Below are 24,110 nucleotides of genomic sequence, written 5' to 3'. Positions count from 1 at the left end.
ACACTAAGATGGGTAAATTTGGGAATTTTAGATCAGTTCTAAAATTTTCCGTGCCAGTTGAATGTGTAAATTATGACTAGCTTTGTAAGCCAAAAAATGAGCAACAGGGAAAATTCCCAGTAAACTTAAATCTCCGACTAGATCCAAGATTTTATGACGAACTGGTTCATTTGCAAATCGTAATGGTGGATTTAGCCAACCTTCCAACCCACAAACTAGGGCATTAGCCAAACTACCACCTTTAATTAATCCCGACTTTTGCAGATGTTCGATTTGATGCTGTAACCCAAAAGTTCGAGCCGGCGCAATTTCTGAAGCAAAGTCAGCAGAAGATTTTTCTAAACTTGTCGTTAATAACCAACTGTGCCATTGATTACCAATTGCCGCCAAATTAAAATCTATCCCATAGCTAAATCTGGTTTCTGGTGCCGGTAGGGCGCAAACAAAAGTATCACCTTCATAAATCCAAATCGGTTCGGTAATAACGACAGGTGCAGGTAAATTACTCACCATTTGGGCAAATAAACCAACTTCAGCAATTCTTTCACACCAAACTTGAGCAGAACCATCTAAAAGCGGTACTTCCGGTCCATCAATTTCAATTCTGGCATTATCCACCCCCATAGCCGCCAAAGCAGCCAATAAATGTTCCACAGTGCGAACACAGACTTGACCCTTACCCAATTGAGTAGAAAGCACAGTCTGACTCACAGCCGCAACTTGGGCGGGAATAATTGGTGAATTCGGTAAATCTACCCGGACAAAAAAGCGATTACTTCCTGGTGGTGCTGGTAATATTCGTACTTGAGTATTGACCCCACTGTGTAACCCCACACCAGTCTGAGTAATTTCCCCAGCTAAAGTATGTTGCTGCATCATCTAATAATCCAAATATTGTAGTTAGTATTGCTCAAAACTCTGATTATTCTTGTCTGAAAAATATTAAATATTATTAAGGTACAGAAGTCAGAATTCAGGAGTCAGAAGTAAAATTCTTAGCCACTGACAACTGTACGGGCGAAGCATTTGGAGAACTATTTTTTGGCAATGACCGATAATTTATCTTCTAAATGCTTCGCACTGTACGGGCGAAGCATTTGGAGAACTATTTTTGCAATGACCGATAATTTATCTTCCAAATGCTTCGCCCCTACTGACCACTGACAACTGTACGGGCGAAGCATTTGGAGAACTATTTTTTGGCAATGACCGATAATTTATCTTCCAAATGCTTCGCACTGTACGGGCGAAGCATTTGGAGAACTATTTTTGCAATGACCGATAATTTATCTTCCAAATGCTTCGCCCCTACTGACCAATTTAAAATCTTTCCCCAATGCCAAAATTGATCCGACTATCACCTTCATCAGTGACACCGTAATCTATGCGAATTGGTCCCAGTGGAGACTGTATCCGCAAACCTAAACCATAGCCATAGCCATTGCCATTTTTCTTTAACAATTGTGCAGATTGGGTACTACTTCCCAAGTCACTACCATAGTCAAAAAATAGTGCGCCACTGACAACCGAGAAAACCGGAAAGCGATATTCAACAGCAGCTTGGACATACTTACTACCCGTGCCTAATCTGCCCTCATCATACCCGCGAACTGAATTACTACCACCTATGGTAAAGGCTTCATAGGGAGGTACATCCCCAAAGATTGTCCCCCCTTGCAGGTTAAATGCCAAAGTTTGCGGTTTTTTGCTAAAGCTAAGTAATTTAATCGGTAGATACTGACTATAGTTACCTCGGAATCTAGTCATAAAAACACTACCTGTGCCTATAGGTACAGATTGATCAACTCCAAAGCTGAGGAAAGAACCTTTCGTGGGTTGTAAGGAATTATTGCGGAGATCCCTTTGTGCGCCCAGCTTCAATAGTAATAAATCATCTTCTCCTGAAGACGAAAGAGTGAGAGGAGTTCTATCACTGATGATACTTCCACTACTATCAAATATCGCTCCTTCCTTTCTCAAATTACCGTCAGCATCACGACCGGAAACCCGTTGATACTGGAGTCCAGCGGAAGCCAGCCACTCGGAATTTTTGAAAGGATTGCGGGAAAGGGGACGGGTAAAGGTGACACCACCACCTAAGCGGGTAATCCGGGGGCGATCTTGTTGATTTGTATCCGTAATATTGTTAGGATCAAAGGTATCAATACTCTTATCTTTACCTTCAAAAATCAAGGAAACAGAACGACGACGGAAAATATTTGTCGTATATGAAGTGCGATAAGGATCACCAGCAATCCAAGGATCAGTAAAGCGCAGGTCAAATAGTAGTTCTCGTTCTCCTAACTGTAACTCCGTCCCCAATTTTTGATTTCTGCCCCCCAGGTTTTGCTGCTGATAGCTGATAGTTCCAAATAAACCACTAGCAGAGCTAATTCCCGCCCCAGCAGCAATAGAACCGCTATTACGCTCAGTTACATTTACTAGTACATTTACCTTACTGGGGTCACTACCAGGAGCAAGGGATATAGGCTCAGTATCAGGTGGTTCAAATAATCCAAGTCCATATACTCGCGCTAAATCTCTCTGTACTGTATTCCGATTGAATACTGTTCCTGATTTTAATTCTAATTCCCGTGTAATAATATAATCCTTTGTCCGTCCGCGAATTGGGTTGCCTTGGTCGTCTACGAACTCACCATCTTTGTTACGGAATCGGACGTTAACGCTTTCTACAACCCCTTCTGCCACTTGGAGGGTGACAACGCCATTTTCTGAGACTTTGGGCGCTCCAACTAAGTTGGCAAGTACATAACCTTGGTCTTGATAAAGTTTGGTTAATTTCTGAATGCCTTCGTTTAATTCCCGCAAGTTGAGAATTTTGCCATATTGACTGCTAAATATTTCGTTGGCTGTGGCAGCAGGAAGAACAGAGGCTACACCCGTACCAGGGTTGGCTTCTAATTCTACTTTAGAGAGAATGGGATTGGGGGTAACAATAAAACTTACCCGCACACCAAGGGGGGTATCTTCTGGAAATGCTTGGACATTGGAGAAAAACCCAGTTCTAAAAATCGCACTGATATCTTCTTGCAGTTGGGAACGGGTGGTTGTTTGTCCAGCTTGGGTGCGAATTACTTTATAAACTTGGGTTTCTAGTTCCGGGGTGATTTGTCCTGTTTCTGATTTAATTGCTACCTCAGACACCAATACGCGGGCTTCGGTTGCTTCTGGATTGGGTGTGGGTGCTACTGTTGGCGGATTTAGTTTTTCTTGATTGGATTCAGTCGCAGGAGGTTGAGTCGGTTTTACTAGGGGAACTGGTGTTTTTTTAGGAACTATTGTCCGTTTGGGGACAACCTCAGATCCCTTTTTTATGGTTGTGGGGGCTGTTTTTGAAGGATCTGGTTTTTTCTGAGTTGGTTCAGCCTGTGCTGTAATGGGAACTATTGTGGAGTTGGGTATAATTACAGATCCCTGATCTACTGATGCTGAGTTGGACTTTAAAGCCTTAATAAGAGGGGAAAATTTGTGAGATTCTCTTTCTCCAACTATTGGTGCTACCAGGGGATAAGATGCTGGATTTTCAATAGCATCACCTTTGACAAGATTCTGTGTTTCTGGCTGGTTTGTTGCTACTGTCAAAACGTCTGTGGTCTGTGGGTGACTATCAGTCGTTTGGGCATTTGCTTTGACAGAAATTGCTAAAGGGACGGTCATGGCTACCATGGCCATTAATCCGGGTGTTAAATGTTTTTTAATCATATTTCTCTTCACTACCACACACCATTATTGTTAATCACTGGAAAATTTACTTACTCGGCTTTGGAGCTTTCTACTACTTTTAATACTCTCTGCAAAACCTCCTGATAGGCATTTTCTACGTTTCCTAAGTCCCGACGAAAACGGTCTTTATCCATAATGCGGCGGTTAGTATCGGTTTCGGCTATGTCCCATAAACGACAGGTATCGGGACTAATTTCGTCGGCTAAAAGCACTTGCTGTTGTGAATCCACGCCAAATTCAAGTTTAAAGTCCACTAAGGTAATTTGGCATTTTTCCCAAAACTGCTTCAGAAATTCGTTGATTTCCAATGCAAGATGAGTAATTTGAGCAACTTGTTCCGGTGTGGCTAATTCTAGGAGAAATAAGCGATCGCTTGTCAGTAAAGGATCACCTAGATTATCATCTTTATAATAAAATTCCACCAAAGGCCGTGATAACACAGTCCCTAGTGCTAACCCAGTTTGTTGACACAGGCTACCAGCCGCAATATTTCTTACCACCACTTCTAAGGGGATAATTTTTACAGCTTTGACTCTCATCAAATTGGGGGCTGGACTATCAATAAAATGAGTTTTAATCCCCTGTTTTGCCAATTGTTGGAACAGTTGACTAGAAATACTACAGTTAATCATGCCCTTGTTTTGAATGCTGCCCCGTTTTTGAGCATTAAAGGCTGTAGCATCGTCTTTAAAATCAGCCAACAAAATCTCTGGATCATCTGTTGCGTAAAGAATTTTGGCTTTGCCTTCGTAGAGTTTAGAATTAACAGACATGGTAGTAGATACTGTTTTCGGTAATGGACTGCTTAAATCTGAAAGTTTCACTATTTTAAGTAGGGAACAGGGAACAGGGAACAGGGAACAGGGAACAGGGAACAGGTAATTGGTAATTGGTAAATAATTTTCTTCCTCCTGACTCCTGACTCCTGACTTCTGACTCCTGCTGTAAATTAAGTCTAGTATTACAAAAATAACTCTATTTTTTCACACAATTATGACCCATCCCTTTCTCAAACACCTACATAGTCCCGAACGTCCCGTTATCGTCTTTGACGGTGCAATGGGTACAAACCTGCAAACCCAAAATCTTACCGCTGAAGATTTTGGAGGCGCACAATATGAAGGCTGTAACGAGTATCTAGTCCACACCAAACCCGAAGCCGTCGCCAAGGTTCACCGTGATTTTCTCGCTGCTGGGGCTGATGTCATTGAAACTGATACCTTTGGCTCTATGTCCATAGTTTTAGCAGAATATGACTTAGCAGACCAAGCTTACTATCTCACGAAGAAAGCCGCCGAACTTGCCAAAAGTGTAGCTGCGGAATTTTCCACCCCGGAAAAACCCCGATTTGTAGCTGGTTCTATTGGTCCAACCACCAAACTTCCGACTTTGGGACATATTGATTTTGACACCATGAAAGCCTCTTTTGCTGAACAAGCAGAAGCCTTATTTGATGGTGGTGTGGATTTATTCCTCGTAGAAACCTGCCAAGACGTGCTGCAAATTAAAGCCGCATTAAATGGGATTGAGGAAGTTTTTGCCAAAAAAGGCGAAAGAAGAGCCTTAATGGTGTCTGTAACTATGGAAAGCATGGGAACAATGCTGGTAGGGACAGAAATCAACGCCGTAGTTACTATCCTCGAATCTTACCCCATTGATATTCTCGGCTTAAATTGCGCCACTGGTCCCGACTTGATGAAACCACATATCAAGTATTTATCAGAACATTCCCCATTCGTAGTTTCCTGTATTCCTAATGCGGGTTTACCGGAAAACGTTGGCGGTCAAGCACATTACAAACTTACGCCCATAGAATTACGCATGGCGTTAATGCACTTCATCGAAGATTTGGGTGTCCAAGTGATTGGGGGTTGCTGTGGGACACGACCAGCACATATTCAACAATTGGCGGAAATTGCTCACGAGTTAAAACCAAAAGTTAGACAACCAATTTTAGAACCATCAGCCGCATCAATTTATACGACTCAACCCTATGAACAAGAAAATTCTTTCTTGATTATCGGTGAACGTCTTAACGCCAGTGGTTCTAAAAAATGCCGTGATTTACTCAACGCTGAAGACTGGGATGGTTTAGTCTCAATGGCGCGGAGTCAGGTAAAAGAAGGCGCACACATCCTTGATATTAACGTTGATTATGTGGGACGTGACGGCGTACGTGATATGCACGAGTTAGTTTCTCGTGTTGTCAATAATGTAACTTTACCTTTAATGCTGGATTCCACCGAATGGGAAAAAATGGAAGCGGGGTTAAAGGTAGCTGGTGGTAAGTGTTTACTCAATTCTACCAACTATGAAGATGGCGAAGACCGATTTTTGAAAGTGCTAGAATTAGCTAAAAAATACGGTGCTGGTGTCATTATTGGGACAATTGACGAAGATGGTATGGCGCGGACAGCAGAGAAAAAGTTTCAAATTGCCCAACGGGCTTACCGTCAAGCTTTAGAATATGGGATTGCGCCTACAGAAATATTCTTTGATACTTTAGCTCTACCGATTTCTACTGGGATTGAAGAAGATCGGGAAAATGGTAAAGCTACCATTGAATCAATTCGCCGTATTCGCCAAGAATTGCCCGGATGTCATGTCATGTTGGGCGTTTCCAATATCTCCTTTGGCTTAAATCCCGCCTCGCGCATGGTGTTAAACTCGATGTTTTTGCATGAAGCTATGCAAGCGGGCATGGATGCAGCAATTGTTAGCGCGAGTAAAATTTTACCTCTGGCTAAGATTGAACCGCAACATCAAGAAGTTTGTCGGCAGTTAATTTATGATGAACGTAAATTTGATGGTAATGTCTGCGTTTATGACCCCTTGGGAGAATTAACCACAATTTTTGCCGGAGTCAAAACTAAACGGAATACGGGAATTGATGCCAGTTTACCCATTGAAGAACGTTTAAAACGTCATGTTATTGACGGTGAACGCATTGGTTTAGAAACCCAATTGACAAAAGCTTTAGAACAATATCCTCCTTTACAAATCATCAATACTTTCTTGTTAGACGGAATGAAAGTTGTTGGTGAATTGTTCGGGTCTGGACAAATGCAATTACCTTTTGTATTACAATCTGCCGAAACCATGAAAGCTGCGGTTGCTTATTTAGAACCGTTTATGGAAAAGTCGGAATCTGGGAATAATGCGAAGGGAACTTTTGTAATTGCGACGGTAAAAGGTGATGTTCACGATATTGGTAAAAACCTGGTAGATATCATTTTATCTAACAATGGTTATAAGGTGATTAACCTGGGAATTAAGCAATCTGTAGAAAACATCATTCAGGCTTACGAAGAACACAAACCTGATTGTATTGCCATGAGTGGATTGTTAGTAAAATCCACCGCTTTCATGAAGGAGAATTTACAAACTTTTAATGAAAAAGGAATTACTGTCCCGGTAATTTTAGGTGGTGCTGCTTTAACTCCTAAATTTGTGAATCAGGATTGCCAAGGTACTTACAAAGGTAAGGTTATTTATGGCAAAGATGCTTTTTCTGATTTGCATTTTATGGATAAGTTAATGCCTGCAAAAACAGCAGGTAATTGGGATAATTTCCAGGGATTTTTGGATGAAGTTGAAGAATCAACTAATGGACATCAAGAAACAGTAGATAATCCTGTTAAAGATAAAACACCTGTTGAACCAAAAGAAAAAGATACCCGTCGTTCTGAAGCGGTAGCGGTAGATATTGAACGTCCACAACCACCTTTTTGGGGTACGCAGTTTTTACAACCTGATGATATTTCTTTGGAGGAGTTATTCTGGTATTTAGATTTGCAAGCTTTGGTGGCTGGACAATGGCAATTCCGCAAGCCCAAGGAACAATCTAAGGAGGAATATCAGGCGTTTTTAGGTGAGAAGGTTTATCCAGTTTTGGAAGAGTGGAAACAGCGCATTATTGAGGAGAATTTATTACATCCTCAAGTGATTTATGGCTATTTTCCTTGTCAGTCTGTGGGGAATAGTTTGTTGATTTATGAAACGAACCGCAGAGACGCAGAGGACGCGGAGGTAAGAGTTAGTTTTGAGTTTCCCCGTCAGAGGTCTTTTAATCGGTTATGTATTGCAGATTTTTTTGCACCTAAGGAGTCGGGAATTATTGATGTTTTCCCTATGCAAGCGGTGACTGTGGGGGAAGTTGCAACGGAGTTTGGACAAAAGCTATTTGCCGATAATAAATACACTGACTATCTGTATTTTCATGGTATGGCTGTACAGGTGGCTGAGGCTTTGGCTGAATGGACTCACGCTAGAATCCGCCGGGAGTTAGGTTTTGGTGATTCTGAACCGGATAATATTCGGGATATGTTGGCGCAGCGTTATCAAGGTTCTCGGTATAGTTTCGGCTATCCTGCTTGTCCGAATATTCAGGATCAGTTTAAGCAGTTGCAGTTGTTGGGGGTTGATAGGATGAAGATGCAGATGGATGAAAGTGAGCAACTGTATCCTGAACAGTCGACAACGGCGATTATTACTTATCACCCTGCGGCTAAGTATTTCACGGCTTAATGTTTTATCCCCCTTCGTTTTGTAATGGAGGGGGAGTTTACAAGAGGTTGTTTGAAAAGTTTTTAATGTATAAATAAACCCCTCTCCAAACCTCTCCCCGACGCGGGGAGAGGCTTTGAAACCCCCATTCCAGCTAACAAAAGTTTTTCCGCTTCCCTCTCCTCGTAGGAGAGGGTTAGGGAGAGGTAGGGAAGGGGGTTAGGTTTCTGGAGATTATCGGTTTCATCTAATACTTTTAAAACACCCTCTAAGTCAAAAGTTAAAAGTTAAAAGTGGTGGTTTATATTTTTTATTCTCATGACATCAGCAACACCAGAAAGTTTATCTAAATTCGTACAATTCTGTAACCAACATATCACCGGACAGGAACGCAAAGAAGCACAAACATTTCTCGACCGCTTTTTTCGTGCCTTTGGCCATGAAGGTGCTTTAGAAGCTGGTGCAACTTATGAGGAAGCAATTAAGAAAAGTAGTAAAACCGGAAAAACAGGCTTTGCTGATTTAGTTTGGAAACCCCGCGTTTTAATTGAAATGAAAAAACGCGGAGAAGACTTAAATAAACATTATTCCCAAGCCTTTGATTATTGGATGCGGTTAGTCCCAAATCGTCCTAAATATGTGATTTTATGCAACTTTGATGAATTTTGGATCTTTGATTTTAATATTCAATTATATACACCTGTAGATAAAATTACCCTGGAACAACTGCCAGACCGCGCAGGAGCATTGGTATTTATGGAATTAGGGCAAAAAACCCCTGTATTCCAAAATAACCAGGTACAAGTGACAGAACGCGCCGCCCGACGTATGGGAGAATTATTATTAGAGTTAGAAAGTAGGGGAATTGAAAAGTTAATAGGACAGAGATTTATTTTACAATGTGTTTTAGCAATGTTTGCGGAAGATAGACAACTTTTACCCCGTGATATGTTCATTTCTTGTGTTCAAGATTGTATGAATGGTGCAAGTTCCTATGATGTTTTAGGTGGTTTATTTCGAGAAATGAATCAACCGGGAATTACCCCCGCAGGACGTTATCAAGGTGTAGATTATTTTAATGGCGGTTTATTTTCCCAAATTCATGCAATTGAATTAACCAGAGAAGAATTAAATTTTTTAGATGTATCAGCGCGAGAAAATTGGAGTAAAGTCCGTCCGGCTATTTTTGGTAATTTATTTGAAGGAACAGTAGATAAAAAAGAACGTCACGCGAGGGGAATTCATTATACTTCCGAAGTGGATATTATGAAAATTGTCCGCCCCACCATTAGCCGTTATTGGGAAGATAGGATAGAATCAGCAAATACAGTTAAAGAACTTTCATCACTGCAAATAGAATTACAAAGTTATCGAGTTTTAGATCCTGCTTGTGGTTCTGGTAATTTTCTTTATATAGCATATCAGGAATTAAAAAGAATTGAAACATTGTTATTAGCAAAAATCCAATCTTTGAGTAAATCAAAAGATAAACAAATGCAAATGGGTTTAGTAACACCATTACAATTTTATGGCATAGATACAAACCCTTTTGCGGTAGAGTTAGCAAGGGTGACTTTGACGATAGCGCGAAAAATTGCTATTGATAATTTACAGTTAACTGAACCTGCTTTACCTTTAGATACTTTAGATAATAATATTGTTTGTCAAGATGCTTTATTTCGTGAATGGCCAAAAGCAAATGCTATTATTGGAAATCCGCCATTTTTAGGTGGTAAAAAACTACGAATAGAATTAGGAGATGAATATGCAGAGAAGCTATATAAAGCTTTTCCAGATGTTAAAGGACAGCCAGATTTTTGTGTATTTTGGTTTAGAAAAGCTGCTGATTTATTAGATAATAAAGGTAGAGCAGGATTAGTCGGTACAAATTCTATTGCTCAGGTTTCTGGGAGAAAAGCCAGTTTAGATTATATTGTTAGTAAAGGTGGAATTATTCATGATGCAATTTCTACTCAAACTTGGTCTGGAGATGCTGCGGTTCATGTGAGTATTGCTAATTGGACAAAAGAAAAACAAAAACAAAACTTTTTAGATAGTGTTGAAGTTCCGTTTATTACCTCTTCTTTAAAAAGTGAGATATCAGTCAATAAAGCTGAAATTTTAAAAGCCAATAAAAACTTTTCTTTTCAATCTTGTGAATTATCTGGTAAAGGATTTATTATATCTGAAAAAGAAGCTAGAGAATGGATAAAAATTGACTCTAAAAATGTAGATGTTTTAAAACCCATGATTGATGGTAAAACTTTAATTAATCCCTGTTTAACATTAGATTGGGTAATTGATTTTAATGATTTATCCATAGAAGAAGCAAGTGAATATCAATTACCTTTTCATCGTGTACAGGAAAAAGTCAAACCAGAAAGAGATCAAAACCGTAGAGACGCAAGAAGAATTAATTGGTGGAAATTTGGTGAAAAAAGACCAGCTATGAGACAAGCAATGTCTTCTCTATCTTATTATTTCGCTTTACCAAAAATTGCTAAGTGGGTGATTTTTACACCTGTGGATGTTTCTATTTTACCTTGTGAAGCTAATATGGTAATTGCTTCAGATGATTTTTATATTTTGGGGATTCTCACATCTAATTTACATCGAATGTGGGTAAAAGCGCAAAGTTCAACTTTAAAAGGTGACACTCGCTACACTAATACAACCTGTTTTGAAACCTTCCCATTTCCGCAAACAGCAGATATAAAAATAGTAGAAAAAATCCGCACCAAAGCCGAAGAACTCCATCAATATCGAACTCAACAAATGGAAACAAAACAATGGGGAATCACCACATTATATAATAAATTCTTCAACGAACCCAGCAGTCAACTTTATAAACTCCATCAACAATTAGATAAACTGGTAATGGACGCTTATAAATTCACCCCAGAAGATGACATATTAGAAAAACTGCTGACATTGAATTTAGAACTAGCAGAAAAACAAAAACAGGGAATCAAAATTGTTGGACTATATGCACCCAATTAAACTAGGAGTTAGCAAGAATGTTTAGTATTAGTGATTTAAAAAATACAAGATATTATCAAGAAGTTCGTTATGAGGTAATTTTCAATCTCGTCATGCGTCTACTTGAACGGCGTATAGGTGGAGTTAGTCAGGATTTGCAAGTAAAAATTAATAAGTTGTCTGTGGAAGATTTGGAGAATTTAGGTTTAGCGTTGTTAGATTTTACCAGCAAAGCTGATTTGGTTGTTTGGTTGAATAATCAAGTTATTTTTGAGGGTTAAATATATCACTTTTTCCTTTGCAACCAAGCAAATACTTCCTCAACTGTGATGATTAAATTCACTCCTTCTAAAACTGGTAATATATCTGTTCCAATTAATAAATCTGGTAAACTATGAGGCTGATAAACTAAAATTGAACGCTCACTTGGATCAAGTAACCATCCAAGTTTAGTACCATGTTTAATACAATGTAAAATATTGCCAGTTACCTTGGTTTGACTTTGAGCCGGTGACAGAATTTCAATTACCCAATCTGGTGCAAAATTAATCCCACTGCTAATAATATCACCGCTTTCATCTAATGGTATTTGATTATTATCAATAACTGCAATATCAGGAACTACGGAACGATTACCACAGCTACACCGCAGTGCTGGAAATGCTTCATAATCACTTGTTGCTGTGTCAATTACTGCAACTAATCTTTTTTGTAATAAACTGTGTTTACCTCCGCCCATAGGTTTTTGAATTGCTTCTGTGTTAATATATTCCCATGGTGGTGACTCATCAATAAAACCCAGTTTTAAGAATTCTTCTATGGTAATGATTTTTGCCAGAAATGTTGTTGTCATTTATTTAGAGGGTGTTTGAAAAGTTTTGAATGTATAGACTGACCCCTCTCCAAACCTCTCCCCTGCAAGGGGAGAGGCTTTAAAACCCCCATTCCCTTGCAGGGAAGGGGGGTAGGGGGGTTAGGTTTTTGGAGATTACTGGTTTGATATAATACTTTTCAAACAACCTCTTAGACTCAGAGGATAACTGTTGCTGTTTTACCCAATTTCTAAAGGCTTTAAGTGTCGCATTTCTCCCTGCGGTTTTACTTTGTTGAAGATATTGGGGAATTACTGCAATTAAAGGTAAATTAGGAAAATTTAAACTTGACTGAGATTCTAGATAATTCCCATCTTGTAAGATATTTATTCTTAAATTACTATTCTCAAAACGCCATAATTCTGGAACTTTTAAGGCTTGATAAATATTTGCATGAGTGCGGGAAGTAATATCAATTTCTAAGGCTAAATCTGGTGGAGGATCTATTGTTAAATCTAATCGCTTTTTTCCTCGAATTAAAGCTTCATTTTTAATATAAAAACATTGATCAGGTTCTATCCCTTTCTCCATAAATTGATTTTTAAATGTGGTAGAACCAAGACATCTAAATTCAATATCTAATTCTTCCAATAAAGCCTTAACTAAATCACTAATAATTTCTTTATCAAATTGATGTTCTGCTAAAGGATTTATAATTTCTAATATCCCTTTGTCATAAGCAATTCGCGCTGCACGATGTTCTCCTAATTCTTCAAGAATAGTTTCTAATTCTGTCCAGGTGACATCTTGCAATATTACTGTTTGTCCTGGTGGTACATGGATGCGCTTTAATTCTAACAACATCTTTTCCACTCCTTGTTATTTAAAGTTAATTTGATTATACTTGGGAATATTAATTCTGATTTCATGAATTATCATAACCAACCTCGTAACCAATAAATAAAAGTACCAATATATTCTTTTAATGCACTTGTGAATTGGTTTAAATTTTCAGTATCAGGGAGTAAATTGAGAATTGCGGCTTTTGGAGTGCTGGTAAGTTCTTGAAATTCACCTTGACTAACAAGAAAATCGGTTGGTGTGGGAATGACATCCATACCTTGACGGTGAAAAATTTTGAGCGATCGCGGCATATGGGCTGCTGATGTAATTAATAATACTTTTTTGATTTGGCGAGCTTCAAGAATTTTACGGACATTGACAGCATTATCATGAGTATTGAAAGAATCAGGTTCTTGAATAATTGCTGTGGCTGGAACACCAATAGATGTAAGAATATTTGCCATATCTGCTGATTCTGGCGAACCACTACCGCGCCAATCAATCCGGCCACCACTAAGGATAATTATAGGGGCTTTTTTCTGAAAATAAAGTTGTGCGGCATAAATTACGCGATCGCCTGCTTCACTTAAATCTACTGTCACCCGTGGCCAAGTTGCTGATTTAGTTGCACCACCTAAGACTACAATGGCTTCAGCATTGGGGATTTGAGTTGCAGGGATATTTTGCCATTCTAGGCTGCGTACCAAGGATTTAGCCACCCAAGCATTACTACATATTAGCAATAAAGCTAAAGATAAAGAAATAGCTATAGTCGCAATCCGGGGACGTTTTCGTAAAGTTACTAAAGCCACTATTAAACTCACACTTGCCAATCCCAAAGGGTAAAAAAATAGTGGTAGGATTTTAGATAAATATAAAAACATAATTAGTTAATTATTAATTACTTTTCCCAAAAGCGAAAATTGAAAGTTGCAGATTCCCGACGGAAACGTTTAGTAGGTTTTCTTTTACGTCTTTTTGCACTTCTCTCACTCGGCTGTTCTGGATTTACTTCTTCCACAATCTCCTCAGATAATTGTGTTTGTAACGCCTCCTCACTGCGCCACCAACCAATTATCCAGCCACCACCAACTCCAGCAATAGCACCGAACACAATACTCACAGGGGCTGAATAACCGAGGAAAAGGCAGCCCATCATAAAAAACAACCAATATTTTAATCCAGCATCAATACCATCATTAGATGCGACAGTAGCAGGTTCAGAACTATTATCATTGGCAAATGTGAACCACCCTAAAGTAACACCACCCATAATGGCTATGAATAGACTCAGAGGAACTGAAGCATGAGCAATTCTGGAGATAATAAATAAAAATAATCCAAACAACAGTTGAGAAAGAAAGTTAGGTGAAGAAGAGAAAATATCGCCTAGCAGATTATTTTTTGGTGCCATAAGATTAGGAGTCAGGAGAAAGAATAATTATATCTCGTTCCCAGTCTCTGACTGGGAATGCTATCATGGAGGCTCTGCCTCAAATGTTATTAAAGGCAGAGCCTTTTAGAATTCATTCCCATACAGAGTATGGGAACGAGAAAAGTGTACTAACGTACACTAAAAATTTTTGGTTTGTTTTAGTCATCTTTAGATGACTTGAGCTATTAGACAGGGAATTTATTCCCCGACGGGCTAGGAATTTTACGTTAATTTGACACTTACGAACAATGCTAAATCCTAACTTACTAAACGAAAATTAAATCAATTCTGATAATTGCGTGTCTAGCGGTTGAGTTGTATCTACAACTGTTATATAAGGTTGTTCTTGATTTGTAAATGGTTCAGATTGCTTGATTTGGGATGCTAATAAATCAGCAGTTGCATCAGCAATATCACCAGTGCGGTTCAGCAGTCGTTCTGTGACAACTTCTAACGGTGCGGTGCAGTTGATAATATGTACAGGTAATTGATGCTGTGTAGCTTGAGAAATAGCTGCTTCCCGTAAATCCTGACGATCATATTTGGCATCTAAAATTACAGACCAACCTTGATTAGCCAGTATAATTCCTAATGCTAACAATCGGCTATAGGTTTTTTGGGTCATTTCTGGTGTGTAGATTTCATCCCCACCTTTTTCTAAGAGGGGAATTCCTGCTAAATGCTTACGCACAGCATCAGAACGGAGATGAACTGCATTGAGTTTTCGGGCTAAATATTTAGCTGTGGTACTTTTACCAGCACCAGATAAACCCGACATCAAAATCAGTTTTCCCTGTTGGGGTTTAGTATATTCCCACGCTTGACGATAATATGCAGATGCGGTTTTTGCAGATTCTTCTTTTACCGCAGCCGGGATGTTAGGATCATCTAATAAAAAGGAATTTACCTTAGCTCGCACATAAGCCTGACGGCTTAAATATAAAGGTAATACCTGTAAACCTTCCCAATCTCCAGTTTGCTCTACATAGGCATTTAAAAAAGCATTTCCTAAGTCTTTTCTTCCTCTGGCTTCAATATCCATGACTGTAAATGCTACGTCATACATAACATCCACAAAGCGGAAAGGCTCATTGAATTCTATGCAGTCAAATAGCATAATTTTGTCATGCCAAAGAGCTATATTTCTGAGGTGTAAATCGCCGTGACATTCACAAATATAGTTATTGTCAATTCTGCTTTTAAATAGTTCTGGATGTTGGACAAAGAAGTTATCTGTATATTGTTTTGTTGCCTCAAACTGCTCTTGTGTCTGAGGTCTACCAATATAGTTTTGAGTTTGCTGATAATTCTCATCAATTGCTAATCGTATTTGTGAGACTTCCCCAAAACTACGAATATAATCGTTTGTGACTGATTCAGCATGATATTGAGCGACAACTCTTCCCAATTCTTCCAAATGACTTTCTTGCAAATTTCCACTGGCAAAAAGTTCACTAAAAAGGGCTTCTTGGGGAAATTGACGCATCTTTACTGCATATTCTACAACTTCTCCTGTTCCCCCTAAATGGTATTGTTCACCAACTAAAGTTAGGGGTAGAACTTCTAAATATAATTCACCTGCACCACGTTGATTTAAGCGCAATTCTTCTTGACAAAAATGTTGTCGTTTTTCTAAGGTGGAAAAGTCTAAAAAACCAAAGTTGGCTGGTTTTTTCAGTTTGTAAGCATAATCTCCTGTGAGGAGGACATAGGAAATATGAGTTTGAATTAATTGAATTGGTTCTGTTACAGAATGAGGATAAAATCCTGGTTGTAACATTTGTGAAATTAAATTTGGGAGATTGGTTTGTGTCATTGGTTCGTTGTTAGTTGTTAGTAGGGGCGAAGCATTGGGAAGATAAATTATCGGTCATTGCCAAAAATAGTTCTCCAAATGCTTCGCCCGTACAGTTGTCAGTTGTTAGTAGGGGCGAAGCATTGGGAAGATAAATTATCGGTCATTGCCAAAAATAGTTCTCCAAATGCTTCGCCCGTACAGTTGTCAGTTGTTAGTAGGGGCGAAGCATTGGGAAGATAAATTATCGGTCATTGCCAAAAATAGTTCTCCAAATGCTTCGCCCGTACAGCGAAGCATTTGGAAGATAAATTATCGGTCATTGCCAAAAATAGTTCTCCAAATGCTTCGCCCGTACAGTGGTTAATGGTAAGAGGGATTTTGATACTCTTGCCTTTTTCCCACAAAAAAACCAGGGCTAACCCTGGTTCTCTTCGTTATTATTACCTGAATTTTAGCCTTTAGCACCAGCAAAAAAACTGATGTGGTAAGGTGTGCCTTTGGCTGGGTGAATCTGAACTTCACGAAGCACGGTTGTACCAGTCCACTCTAATTCAGCAATGCTGAGTTCCACTTGGGTTTTATTAGGAATAACTTGCTTGAGCAAACGTTCTACAACTTTAGCGTCAAGAACTAGAGAAATTGATTCAATCCCGTTGTGACCATACAAGTTGGCGGGAATTAATCCAGAACGGCGCAAAGCTCTGGGTTTGCTACCTTCTGGGCGGGTTTTAGATTCGAGTGTGATTGCCATATAAGTTGTTAAGTTGTTAAGTTGTGAGTTGTTAGTTGTCAGTTGTCAGTTGTCAGTTGTCAGTTATTTTGCCAATGACCAATGACCAATGACCAATGACTAAACTGGTGTACTGTTAGGTTGTAACAGTGCGCGTTTGGGACCGTGAATAGGATCTTCAACAATGATAGTTTGATCACGACTTGCTCCCAAGGAAACAATTGCAATCGGCACTTCCATTAATTCTGCCAAGAATTTCAGATAGTCCAGTGCTTTTTGTGGTAACTCTTCCAGGGTACGACAGTGACTTGTTGACACTTGCCATCCTGGTACAGTTTTGTAAATGGGACGACAACGGGCGAAAAGACGAGCGCTGGTGGGGAAGTGTTCGCAGCGTTCACCATCAATTTCATAAGCCACACAAACATTGATTTCCTCTAGTTCATCGAGAACATCAAGTTTGGTAAGTGCCATACAATCCATGCCGTTAATGCGAACCGCATAACGACCAATAACCGCATCAAACCAACCACAACGACGTTTACGCCCTGTAGTTGTGCCAAATTCTGCACCGCGATCGCCTAACAAGTCACCAATTTCGTCATCTAGTTCCGTGGGGAAAGGACCTTCTCCCACTCTTGTCGTGTAGGCTTTGGATACACCAATTACCCGATCTATCATTGTTGGTCCTAGTCCACTCCCCACACAAGCCCCCCCAGCGACTGGGTTGGAGGATGTGACATAGGGATAAGTTCCGTGATCTAGGTCAAGTAATGTCCCTTGTGCGCCTTCAAACAAAATATTCCGTCGTCGTAAAACCGCATCGTAGATTTTCAACGATGTATCAACGACGAAAGGACGCAAGCGTTCCGCATAACCTAAATACTCCTCAATCACTTCTTCTGGATTGAGAGGTGGCAGATTATACAGCTTTTCTAAAATGGTATTTTTATAGTTTATCGTCCACTTTAACTGCTCACGGAGTCCGTCGGTGTCCATCAAGTCTAACATCCTGATGCCTATCCGCTCAGATTTATCGGCGTAAGTAGGACCAATACCTCTACCTGTTGTCCCGATTTTATGATTTCCCCGTACTTCCTCTGATGCCTTGTCAATCATGCGATGATAGGGCATGGTGACATGAGCCGTCTGAGATATCAACAGATTAGCCGTGGAAATATTTAATTCTTCTAGTTGTTCGAGTTCTTTAATCAAGACTTGCGGATCGATGACTGTTCCACAGCCAATGATACACTCGGTTTTTGGATACAAAATACCAGAGGGGATTAAGTGCAGCTTAAACGTCTGACCTTGGACTACGATTGTATGCCCAGCGTTCACTCCCCCTTGGTAACGTACCACCACGTCTGCGGAGCGGCTGAGTAAGTCAGTTATTTTACCTTTTCCTTCATCGCCCCACTGGGCACCTATGACAATGACGTTAGCCAAGAGATTATATTAAAGGGTAAAGTTTCCACAAAGATCCATTATTAACATATTTTTAATGTTTTGTCAATAAATTGGGCATAACATTATTTACGGAGTATCAATACCTTGGCCAATTTACGAGGGTGAGATGATCATGCTTTAACTATGTAATGTGCGATAAGTTAAATTTTGTAATATTCTATAAATATCGCTGTGATAATATGTATCTAAATTTATGGACTTAGAACCCGCTACGGTGCTTGGAATTTCCTTTTGTGCGGCGTTAGTTGCTATTACTGGTATGGCAATTTACACATCTTTTGGACCCCCAAGCCAGGAATTAGATGATCCGTTTGATGATCACGAAGATTAACAGATCTATTAATTTAACATGATGGTTGGCATTGTCCACCCTACATTCTAGTCAGATGGGGTAATTCATGAATTATCCCTCCCATATCTATACTTTGAAGATCTACCGATTTCCTATTGATTCTTGTAGAAACAAATTTACTATCAAATTTTCTTGAGATACATCCTCTAAGACTCAGTAGGTGATGTAGTTGCAGATGCTGGTGGTGAGATCTGTTGACTCTCAGAAGGTGCAGATTCTTCTTTCTGTTTAGTTGTATTTTCGGAGGGAATATCAGTAATAATAGGAGTTATTTTTTGTTGATTATATTGAGGAGATTCGATAGGAGTAGAGGTAGAAGTCGCTTTTTCAGGGGTTTTTTTGGTGGTTGCTCTTTGTTTTTGTATTTGCCGTTCTTGAAGTTTACGGTGACGCTGTGATCCTTTAATGGCAAAGTTAACTGAGGCTCTTACCCCTTCTCTTCCCTCTGCTGTGGGTGTTAATTTCCACTCTTGTGCAGCTTGTTGAGCGGCTTGATCTAGTTCGCTATCACCACTGGAACGGACTAACCGAACTCGCGTAACATTACCCTGGCTATCAGTATCAATAGCAACTTCTGCATTTCCTTCTATGCCACGCTGTCTGGCTCTATCTGGGTACTTAATTTGACACTGGATACAATCCGCACGATTCAGTTTAGAATTATTTTCTATGGGAGGTTTCGGTGCGGTAGCTATTGGTGTATTTTCTGATTTTGGTTTATTCCCACTTTCATTACCAGTACCATTACCAGTACCATTACCTGTACTATTTCCAATTCCATTACCAACACCAGTACCTGAACCAGTACCGTTTTCAGTACCTAAACTATTTCTTGAGCGATCGCCTAAATTGCCTAAAATATTTTTATTCTGCGGTAACTGTGTGGAAGCGGTGGAGTTGCTAGGGATATTGTTGGAACTAGCATTAGGTTGAGTTTCTGACTTTAATGGTGTGATTTTTGTGGGTTTTGTCTGCACTTGGGGTTGAGTAGACGCTAGGGTATTTGCGTTTTCATCTAATTTTTGTATTGGTTTTGTTTCTACTGGGGGTGGTGTTGTCGCAGGTTCAGGAGTTGTGTTTTCTATTGGGTTAGTTTGTACAGGAGTTAATATTTTCGCTGGTTCACGATTTGTAAGTGTTTGGGATTGTTTACTGATAAGGTTAGTAGTGATTTTTAGTTGAGCCTGTTTGGTTATGGGTGCGACAGAAGACTTAATCATATTCAGGGCTGTTTCTGTTGGTGTAGAAATTCCGCCACCTTTATTTCCACCACCACCACCGGAATTTGTTTTTGCTAGGGATTTTATCTCTACTGGTAGTTGGTTTACTTCCTGGGGTATTGTTTCCAGAATTGTCACTTCAATGGGTTCTTCTCTAACTTCAGGGAATTTGAGAAAAAATTTGTTAATAGCTAAAGCTAGTATCCCAATATGTAATACCAATGAACCAATTAGACTAAAGAAAAGAAAAGTCTTTAATGCTTCAGCTTCTTTTTCGCGCTGTTCTATAGTGACACTTGAAAACTCCATATTTTCTGACTATTTATGATAATTATTTTCTTGATTTAGAATCCAGTAAAAGATGATATCAACAACATCTATGCTTTTATGAATTTTTCTATTTAGGCAGGGAATAATTAATTTATTTTATTCATGGAATGGAGAATTTATGAAAATATTAAGATATTAAAGAAAAGCCATTTACCATGCTGATGATATTTTTGGTTGCACAGTGGTTACTAAATCTAAGTAGGTGAACGGAAAAAACCGAAATATGTAACGAAAAGTAAAATCGCCCAAACCCTCTTCACTCTTGCCTCTTGCCTCTTGCCTCTTGCCTCTTGCCTCTTGCCTTGCCATAACGACCATTTTCAATGCTAACCTACTTAATTACTAATAAAAAGACTGAGCGGGACAAAAAGCCCCGCACATTGTTAAGCCATCAAATTAGATCTAAATTTACTTTTTCCAGCCGTTATCAGCTTGTTGTAGGACATAAGCAGCTACATTTTCTATTTGCTCTGCTTTTAACCGACCCTTAAAGGCTGGCATAGCACCTTTACCATTAGTAACTTGATAAACAATTGCTTCAGCCGAGTACATACCGTACTTTTCCAAATCTGCTTTTTTCAGGGTTTTGGCAGCATTAACTAAATTTCTGCCACCCGCATGACAAGAAGCACAATTAGCACTAAATACTTTAGCTCCGCTGGCTGCGTCTGCGGCCAAAGCAGGACTACTGAAGGCAAAGTTGAAGATAGCTATGCCTAATAATAATACTGAGACAATCTTTTTCATCTGGTGTTCTCTCGATAACAATGTCTGAATCGGTACAAATATCCTCCCTAATTCTCATTTAATTTCGTTGCATTAGTCAAACGACAGACTGTCAAACTTGGCTGAAATAATTGAGAATTTGAGATTAGTTGATTGATAGCTTCAGGGTTTAGACAAAATGTAAACTTATATGAATTTAAATTGAAGAAGAGCAAAAAGAAATTAATAATGAAGGATAAAAGGAAAATTTGCTATATTTACCCTTTATCTTTTAAACTTCATTTTTGCTTGGCTAATTGGGTCAGATCCTTTTGAGTCACCCGACAAATCCGCCAATCTTCTAAAATATCTGCACCCATATTCCGGTAAAATGCCTGCGCTGACACATTCCAATCTAAAACACTCCACTCTAAGCGCCCACAATCCCTTTCTACAGCTATTTGGGCTACTTTGGACAAAAGTGCTTTACCAATACCTTGGCGGCGATATTCCGGCAAAACAAAGATATCTTCTAAGTAAATTCCTGGCTTGGTGAGAAATGTAGAATAATTATGAAAAAATAGGGCAAAACCTACAACCTTACCTTCAAATTCGGCTAGGATTGCATCTACGTATTTTGGTGAACCAAATAAATGATCCTTGAGGGCTTCAGCATTGCCAATAACAGCATCAGATAGTTTTTCATATTCAGCAAGTCCCTGAATTAAGGCAAATAAGGTATGAGCATCACTGGGTTCGGCAAAACGGACAATTAAATTAGTCATTGGTGATTGGTCATTAGTCATTGGTCATTAGTTCACATTTTATACTCAAGATGTCTAATTTTTTTTAACCACAGACAACTAACAACTGTACGGGCGAAGCATTTGGAGAACTATTTTTGGCAATGACCGATAGTTTATCTTCCAAATGCTTCGCCCCTACTAACAACTGTACGGGCGAAGCATTTGGAGAACTATTTTTGGCAATGACCGATAATTTATCTTCCAAATGCTTCGCCCCTACTAACAACTGTACGGGCGAAGCATTTGGAGAACTATTTTTGGCAATGACCGATAATTTATCTTCCAAATGCTTCGCCCCTACTAACAACTGTACGGGCGAAGCATTTGGAGAACTATTTTTGGCAATGACCGATAATTTATCTTCCAAATGCTTCGCCCCTACTGACAACTGACTAATGACTCATACCAACCAACCTTTTAAACGCTTGGCTATATGGGGACGACGTAGCTTTCGCATGGCTTTACTTTGGATTTGACGGACTCGTTCGCGGGAAAGGTTAAACATATTCCCCACCTCTTCTAGGGTGCAGGGTTCACTGCTAGTGAGTCCATAGCGCAGGGAAATGACATCTTTCTCTCGTGGGGTGAGTACGTCTCCGAGAACTTCCCAAATCTCCTGACGCATCATGTTTTCGTTCATTTTGGCTTCGGGAGACTGGTTGTCTTCATCTTCTAGCAAATCCATTAATTCTGTGTCTTCTTCTTTACCGACACGGTGGTTAAGGGACAGGGCTTGACGACGCAGTTGTTGAAGTTGACGCAGTTGGTGAACTGTAATTTCCAAAGCTTCGGCCATTTCGGCCTCTGTGGGATTCCGAGCGAGTTTTTGTTTGAGTTCCCGTTGGGCTTTTTTTAGTTTATTAAGTTTCTCAACAATATGGATTGGTAAGCGAATAGTTCGGGCATCATTAGCGATCGCTCTGGTAATTGCTTGTCTAATCCACCAATAAGCATAAGTAGAAAACTTATATCCTTTATCAGGATCAAATTTTTCAGAAGCGCGGTTTAAACCCATTGCTCCTTCTTGAATTAAATCGAGAAAAGGGACACCACGATTTAAATATCGTTTAGCAATAGATACGACTAACCGGAGATTGGAGCGAATCATTTTTCGCTTGGCCACTCTACCTTGATACAAGCGGCTTTCCAGTTGTTTTTCTGTTATCTCTAATTGCGAAGCCACCTGCACCTTACTAGGCTGCGCTCCTAGTTGTAATTCCAAAGCTGCTTGCAATTCTTTGACTTCTTCTAAAAATCTCACCCGTCGCGCTAATTCTACTTCTTCATCAGGTTTGAGTAGGGGATAACGCGCCATTTCCTTAAAAAATGCGCCAACAGCATCATCATTTTCGGTTTTATTATATCCCGAAGGACGGGCTGCGGCCATGTCATCGCCATTGCGCTCTTCTGATGCCAAGTTTTCGACAATTGTAGCATCTTCATATACTACTTGATCTAAACTCTCAATTGATGGTTCTTCATGATCAGTAATATTCTCTAGTATTTCCATTGTTCCCAATTCAGCAAGATTCATAGTTTCCGTTAGAGATGGTTGCTTTGTTTGGTACATAATTTCATGACAACAGCCTCTTTCAGGCTTGGTAGTTTTCCCTTGAGGACAAATACACCCTTCTTCTCTAGCAAAATCTTCTCTTTTTAATCATTCCTCGTCTGGAATGGAAATCAGTATTTGTCCATTATTTTGAGTTATGGCTAGATACGACCTATAATCATTAACGACTTTAGCACTCACAAAAAACTATTTTTTTCAGAAACCCAATAGACATATTCTCTATGCTTTTCTTGATTACTAAATAGGTCAAACCCCCTAAGACTAACTTTAACAAATATCAAAAACATAGAGAAAGAAGCCTATCTATCTATCTTAAATGATCTGGGGAAAAATCAGTTGCTTGTTGCCTGTAGTCTGTACATAGCTTCCGTGTAAAGGTGATAAATCACCGAAAAATGATATATATTAAATTTTCGTGTATTTTTTGCAAAGTTTTCAGGTTTGTCCGGCTGAAATCATCAGAGTAATTGAATAAATCGCCATTTTGGTACTAGAGTTATTTATCTCTCCGAAAATTTACTAAATGATCCAAATTACAAAAATGGTAACTTCTAATCCGGATAATATTTATCGTTTAAAAGCATCTCATATTGAAAAAATATTTAATATCTATCAATAGGTTGAAAAACTCTATGCCTTATTTCGTAGCTCAATCTCATGATTGATTAATAACATAATTTACTAGTTAATCAAGATGTTACAAATCACATAAAAATCTGGAAGTTTAATCACTTAATTACCTACTTACTCATGATTACTCATTACTTCGGCATATTTCTCAAGATAGGTTTTGCAGCTTGAGTATCC

The 24,110-nt window shown here is 39.2% G+C and carries 23 protein-coding genes; 7 read left to right on the top strand and 16 right to left on the bottom strand.

Translation table 11 applies throughout. From position 1 onward, the window contains the following. Positions 1–27 precede the first annotated feature (27 nt). The 4 genes from lpxC to purC form a co-directional block, all read right to left on the bottom strand. Positions 28–876, bottom strand: coding sequence for a UDP-3-O-acyl-N-acetylglucosamine deacetylase (gene lpxC / locus FJR09_RS17540; protein WP_015083389.1), 849 nt, complete (start codon positions 874–876; stop codon positions 28–30). A 158-nt stretch (positions 877–1,034) separates the two neighbouring features. Further along, positions 1,035–1,184, bottom strand: coding sequence for a hypothetical protein (locus FJR09_RS25420; RefSeq protein WP_235082073.1), 150 nt, complete (start codon positions 1,182–1,184; stop codon positions 1,035–1,037). A 136-nt stretch (positions 1,185–1,320) separates the two neighbouring features. Beyond that, positions 1,321–3,723, bottom strand: coding sequence for a BamA/TamA family outer membrane protein (locus tag FJR09_RS17530; RefSeq protein WP_168653834.1), 2,403 nt, complete (start codon positions 3,721–3,723; stop codon positions 1,321–1,323). Positions 3,724–3,773: 50 nt separating this feature from the next. After that, positions 3,774–4,517 carry a phosphoribosylaminoimidazolesuccinocarboxamide synthase gene (gene purC, locus FJR09_RS17525; protein WP_015083391.1) on the bottom strand — a complete coding sequence of 248 codons (744 nt, stop codon included), beginning with the start codon at positions 4,515–4,517 and terminating at the stop codon, positions 3,774–3,776. Positions 4,518–4,737: 220 nt separating this feature from the next. Between purC and metH the strand changes: the two genes are divergently transcribed. From metH to FJR09_RS17510, 3 genes are all read left to right on the top strand, one after another. Continuing rightward, complete coding sequence (metH, locus tag FJR09_RS17520) at positions 4,738–8,271, top strand: methionine synthase (protein ID WP_168653835.1); 3,534 nt, start codon at positions 4,738–4,740, stop codon at positions 8,269–8,271. 297 nt (positions 8,272–8,568) lie between these two features. After that, the gene (locus FJR09_RS17515; protein WP_168653836.1) at positions 8,569–11,250 is read left to right on the top strand and encodes a DNA methyltransferase; all 2,682 of its coding nucleotides are present in this window, start codon (positions 8,569–8,571) and stop codon (positions 11,248–11,250) included. A 17-nt stretch (positions 11,251–11,267) separates the two neighbouring features. Further along, positions 11,268–11,510, top strand: a complete 243-nt coding sequence (locus FJR09_RS17510) for a DUF4351 domain-containing protein (protein ID WP_168651111.1) — start codon at positions 11,268–11,270, stop codon at positions 11,508–11,510. Positions 11,511–11,515: 5 nt separating this feature from the next. Here the strand turns inward: FJR09_RS17510 and FJR09_RS17505 are convergent, their stop codons facing one another. From FJR09_RS17505 to FJR09_RS17485, 5 genes are all read right to left on the bottom strand, one after another. Then, complete coding sequence (locus FJR09_RS17505; RefSeq protein ID WP_168651110.1) at positions 11,516–12,082, bottom strand: Uma2 family endonuclease; 567 nt, start codon at positions 12,080–12,082, stop codon at positions 11,516–11,518. Positions 12,083–12,161: 79 nt separating this feature from the next. Further along, positions 12,162–12,905, bottom strand: a complete 744-nt coding sequence (locus FJR09_RS17500; RefSeq protein WP_168653837.1) for a Uma2 family endonuclease — start codon at positions 12,903–12,905, stop codon at positions 12,162–12,164. 71 nt (positions 12,906–12,976) lie between these two features. Beyond that, a complete protein-coding gene (locus FJR09_RS17495; protein WP_168651109.1) occupies positions 12,977–13,768 on the bottom strand; it encodes a YdcF family protein in 792 nt (263 codons plus the stop codon). Positions 13,769–13,785: 17 nt separating this feature from the next. Beyond that, positions 13,786–14,298 carry a hypothetical protein gene (locus FJR09_RS17490; protein WP_168631938.1) on the bottom strand — a complete coding sequence of 171 codons (513 nt, stop codon included), beginning with the start codon at positions 14,296–14,298 and terminating at the stop codon, positions 13,786–13,788. A gap of 298 nt (positions 14,299–14,596) precedes the next feature. Then, positions 14,597–16,135, bottom strand: a complete 1,539-nt coding sequence (locus tag FJR09_RS17485; protein WP_015083399.1) for an AAA family ATPase — start codon at positions 16,133–16,135, stop codon at positions 14,597–14,599. Positions 16,136–16,213: 78 nt separating this feature from the next. Between FJR09_RS17485 and FJR09_RS17480 the strand changes: the two genes are divergently transcribed. The 3 genes from FJR09_RS17480 to FJR09_RS17470 are packed head-to-tail and all read left to right on the top strand — an operon-like array spanning position 16,214 to position 16,579. Further along, the gene (locus FJR09_RS17480) at positions 16,214–16,357 is read left to right on the top strand and encodes a hypothetical protein (RefSeq protein ID WP_174783331.1); all 144 of its coding nucleotides are present in this window, start codon (positions 16,214–16,216) and stop codon (positions 16,355–16,357) included. Continuing rightward, on the top strand, positions 16,302–16,481 hold the full coding sequence (locus FJR09_RS17475) for a hypothetical protein (protein ID WP_168654142.1): 180 nt from the start codon (positions 16,302–16,304) through the stop codon (positions 16,479–16,481). The genes FJR09_RS17480 and FJR09_RS17475 overlap by 56 nt, the downstream gene beginning before the upstream one ends. Continuing rightward, a complete protein-coding gene (locus FJR09_RS17470) occupies positions 16,415–16,579 on the top strand; it encodes a hypothetical protein (protein ID WP_168654141.1) in 165 nt (54 codons plus the stop codon). Before FJR09_RS17475 ends, FJR09_RS17470 begins: the two co-directional genes overlap by 67 nt. On the opposite strand, the gene rplY is transcribed toward FJR09_RS17470, so the two are convergent. Both rplY and FJR09_RS17460 read right to left on the bottom strand, forming a co-directional pair. Further along, positions 16,569–16,868 (bottom strand): 50S ribosomal protein L25, encoded by a 300-nt coding sequence (rplY, locus tag FJR09_RS17465; RefSeq protein ID WP_015083400.1) that lies wholly within the window; start codon positions 16,866–16,868, stop codon positions 16,569–16,571. The two genes, FJR09_RS17470 and rplY, sit on opposite strands and share 11 nt — an antisense overlap. Before the next feature lie 99 nt (positions 16,869–16,967). After that, the gene (locus FJR09_RS17460) at positions 16,968–18,296 is read right to left on the bottom strand and encodes an adenylosuccinate synthase (protein WP_015083401.1); all 1,329 of its coding nucleotides are present in this window, start codon (positions 18,294–18,296) and stop codon (positions 16,968–16,970) included. A gap of 214 nt (positions 18,297–18,510) precedes the next feature. Between FJR09_RS17460 and psbN the strand changes: the two genes are divergently transcribed. Continuing rightward, a complete protein-coding gene (gene psbN / locus FJR09_RS17455) occupies positions 18,511–18,648 on the top strand; it encodes a photosystem II reaction center protein PsbN (protein ID WP_015083402.1) in 138 nt (45 codons plus the stop codon). Positions 18,649–18,815: 167 nt separating this feature from the next. Here the strand turns inward: psbN and FJR09_RS17450 are convergent, their stop codons facing one another. The 5 genes from FJR09_RS17450 to FJR09_RS17430 form a co-directional block, all read right to left on the bottom strand. After that, positions 18,816–20,198, bottom strand: a complete 1,383-nt coding sequence (locus FJR09_RS17450; RefSeq protein WP_168653717.1) for an energy transducer TonB — start codon at positions 20,196–20,198, stop codon at positions 18,816–18,818. Positions 20,199–20,627: 429 nt separating this feature from the next. Continuing rightward, positions 20,628–20,966 (bottom strand): cytochrome c6 PetJ, encoded by a 339-nt coding sequence (petJ, locus tag FJR09_RS17445; protein ID WP_168653718.1) that lies wholly within the window; start codon positions 20,964–20,966, stop codon positions 20,628–20,630. Positions 20,967–21,223: 257 nt separating this feature from the next. Then, positions 21,224–21,709, bottom strand: coding sequence for a GNAT family N-acetyltransferase (locus FJR09_RS17440; protein WP_168653719.1), 486 nt, complete (start codon positions 21,707–21,709; stop codon positions 21,224–21,226). A gap of 64 nt (positions 21,710–21,773) precedes the next feature. Continuing rightward, the gene (locus tag FJR09_RS17435) at positions 21,774–22,118 is read right to left on the bottom strand and encodes a hypothetical protein (protein WP_174783330.1); all 345 of its coding nucleotides are present in this window, start codon (positions 22,116–22,118) and stop codon (positions 21,774–21,776) included. 12 nt (positions 22,119–22,130) lie between these two features. Next, the gene (locus FJR09_RS17430; protein ID WP_015083407.1) at positions 22,131–23,300 is read right to left on the bottom strand and encodes an RpoD/SigA family RNA polymerase sigma factor; all 1,170 of its coding nucleotides are present in this window, start codon (positions 23,298–23,300) and stop codon (positions 22,131–22,133) included. Between the last annotated feature and the right edge of the window lie 810 nt (positions 23,301–24,110).

It is taken from the genome of Dolichospermum sp. UHCC 0406, from assembly GCF_009712025.1.
Taxonomy (GTDB): domain Bacteria; phylum Cyanobacteriota; class Cyanobacteriia; order Cyanobacteriales; family Nostocaceae; genus Dolichospermum; species Dolichospermum lemmermannii.
The sequence above is the reverse complement of the archived record's forward strand: the minus strand, read 5'-3'. Positions and strand labels throughout refer to the sequence as shown.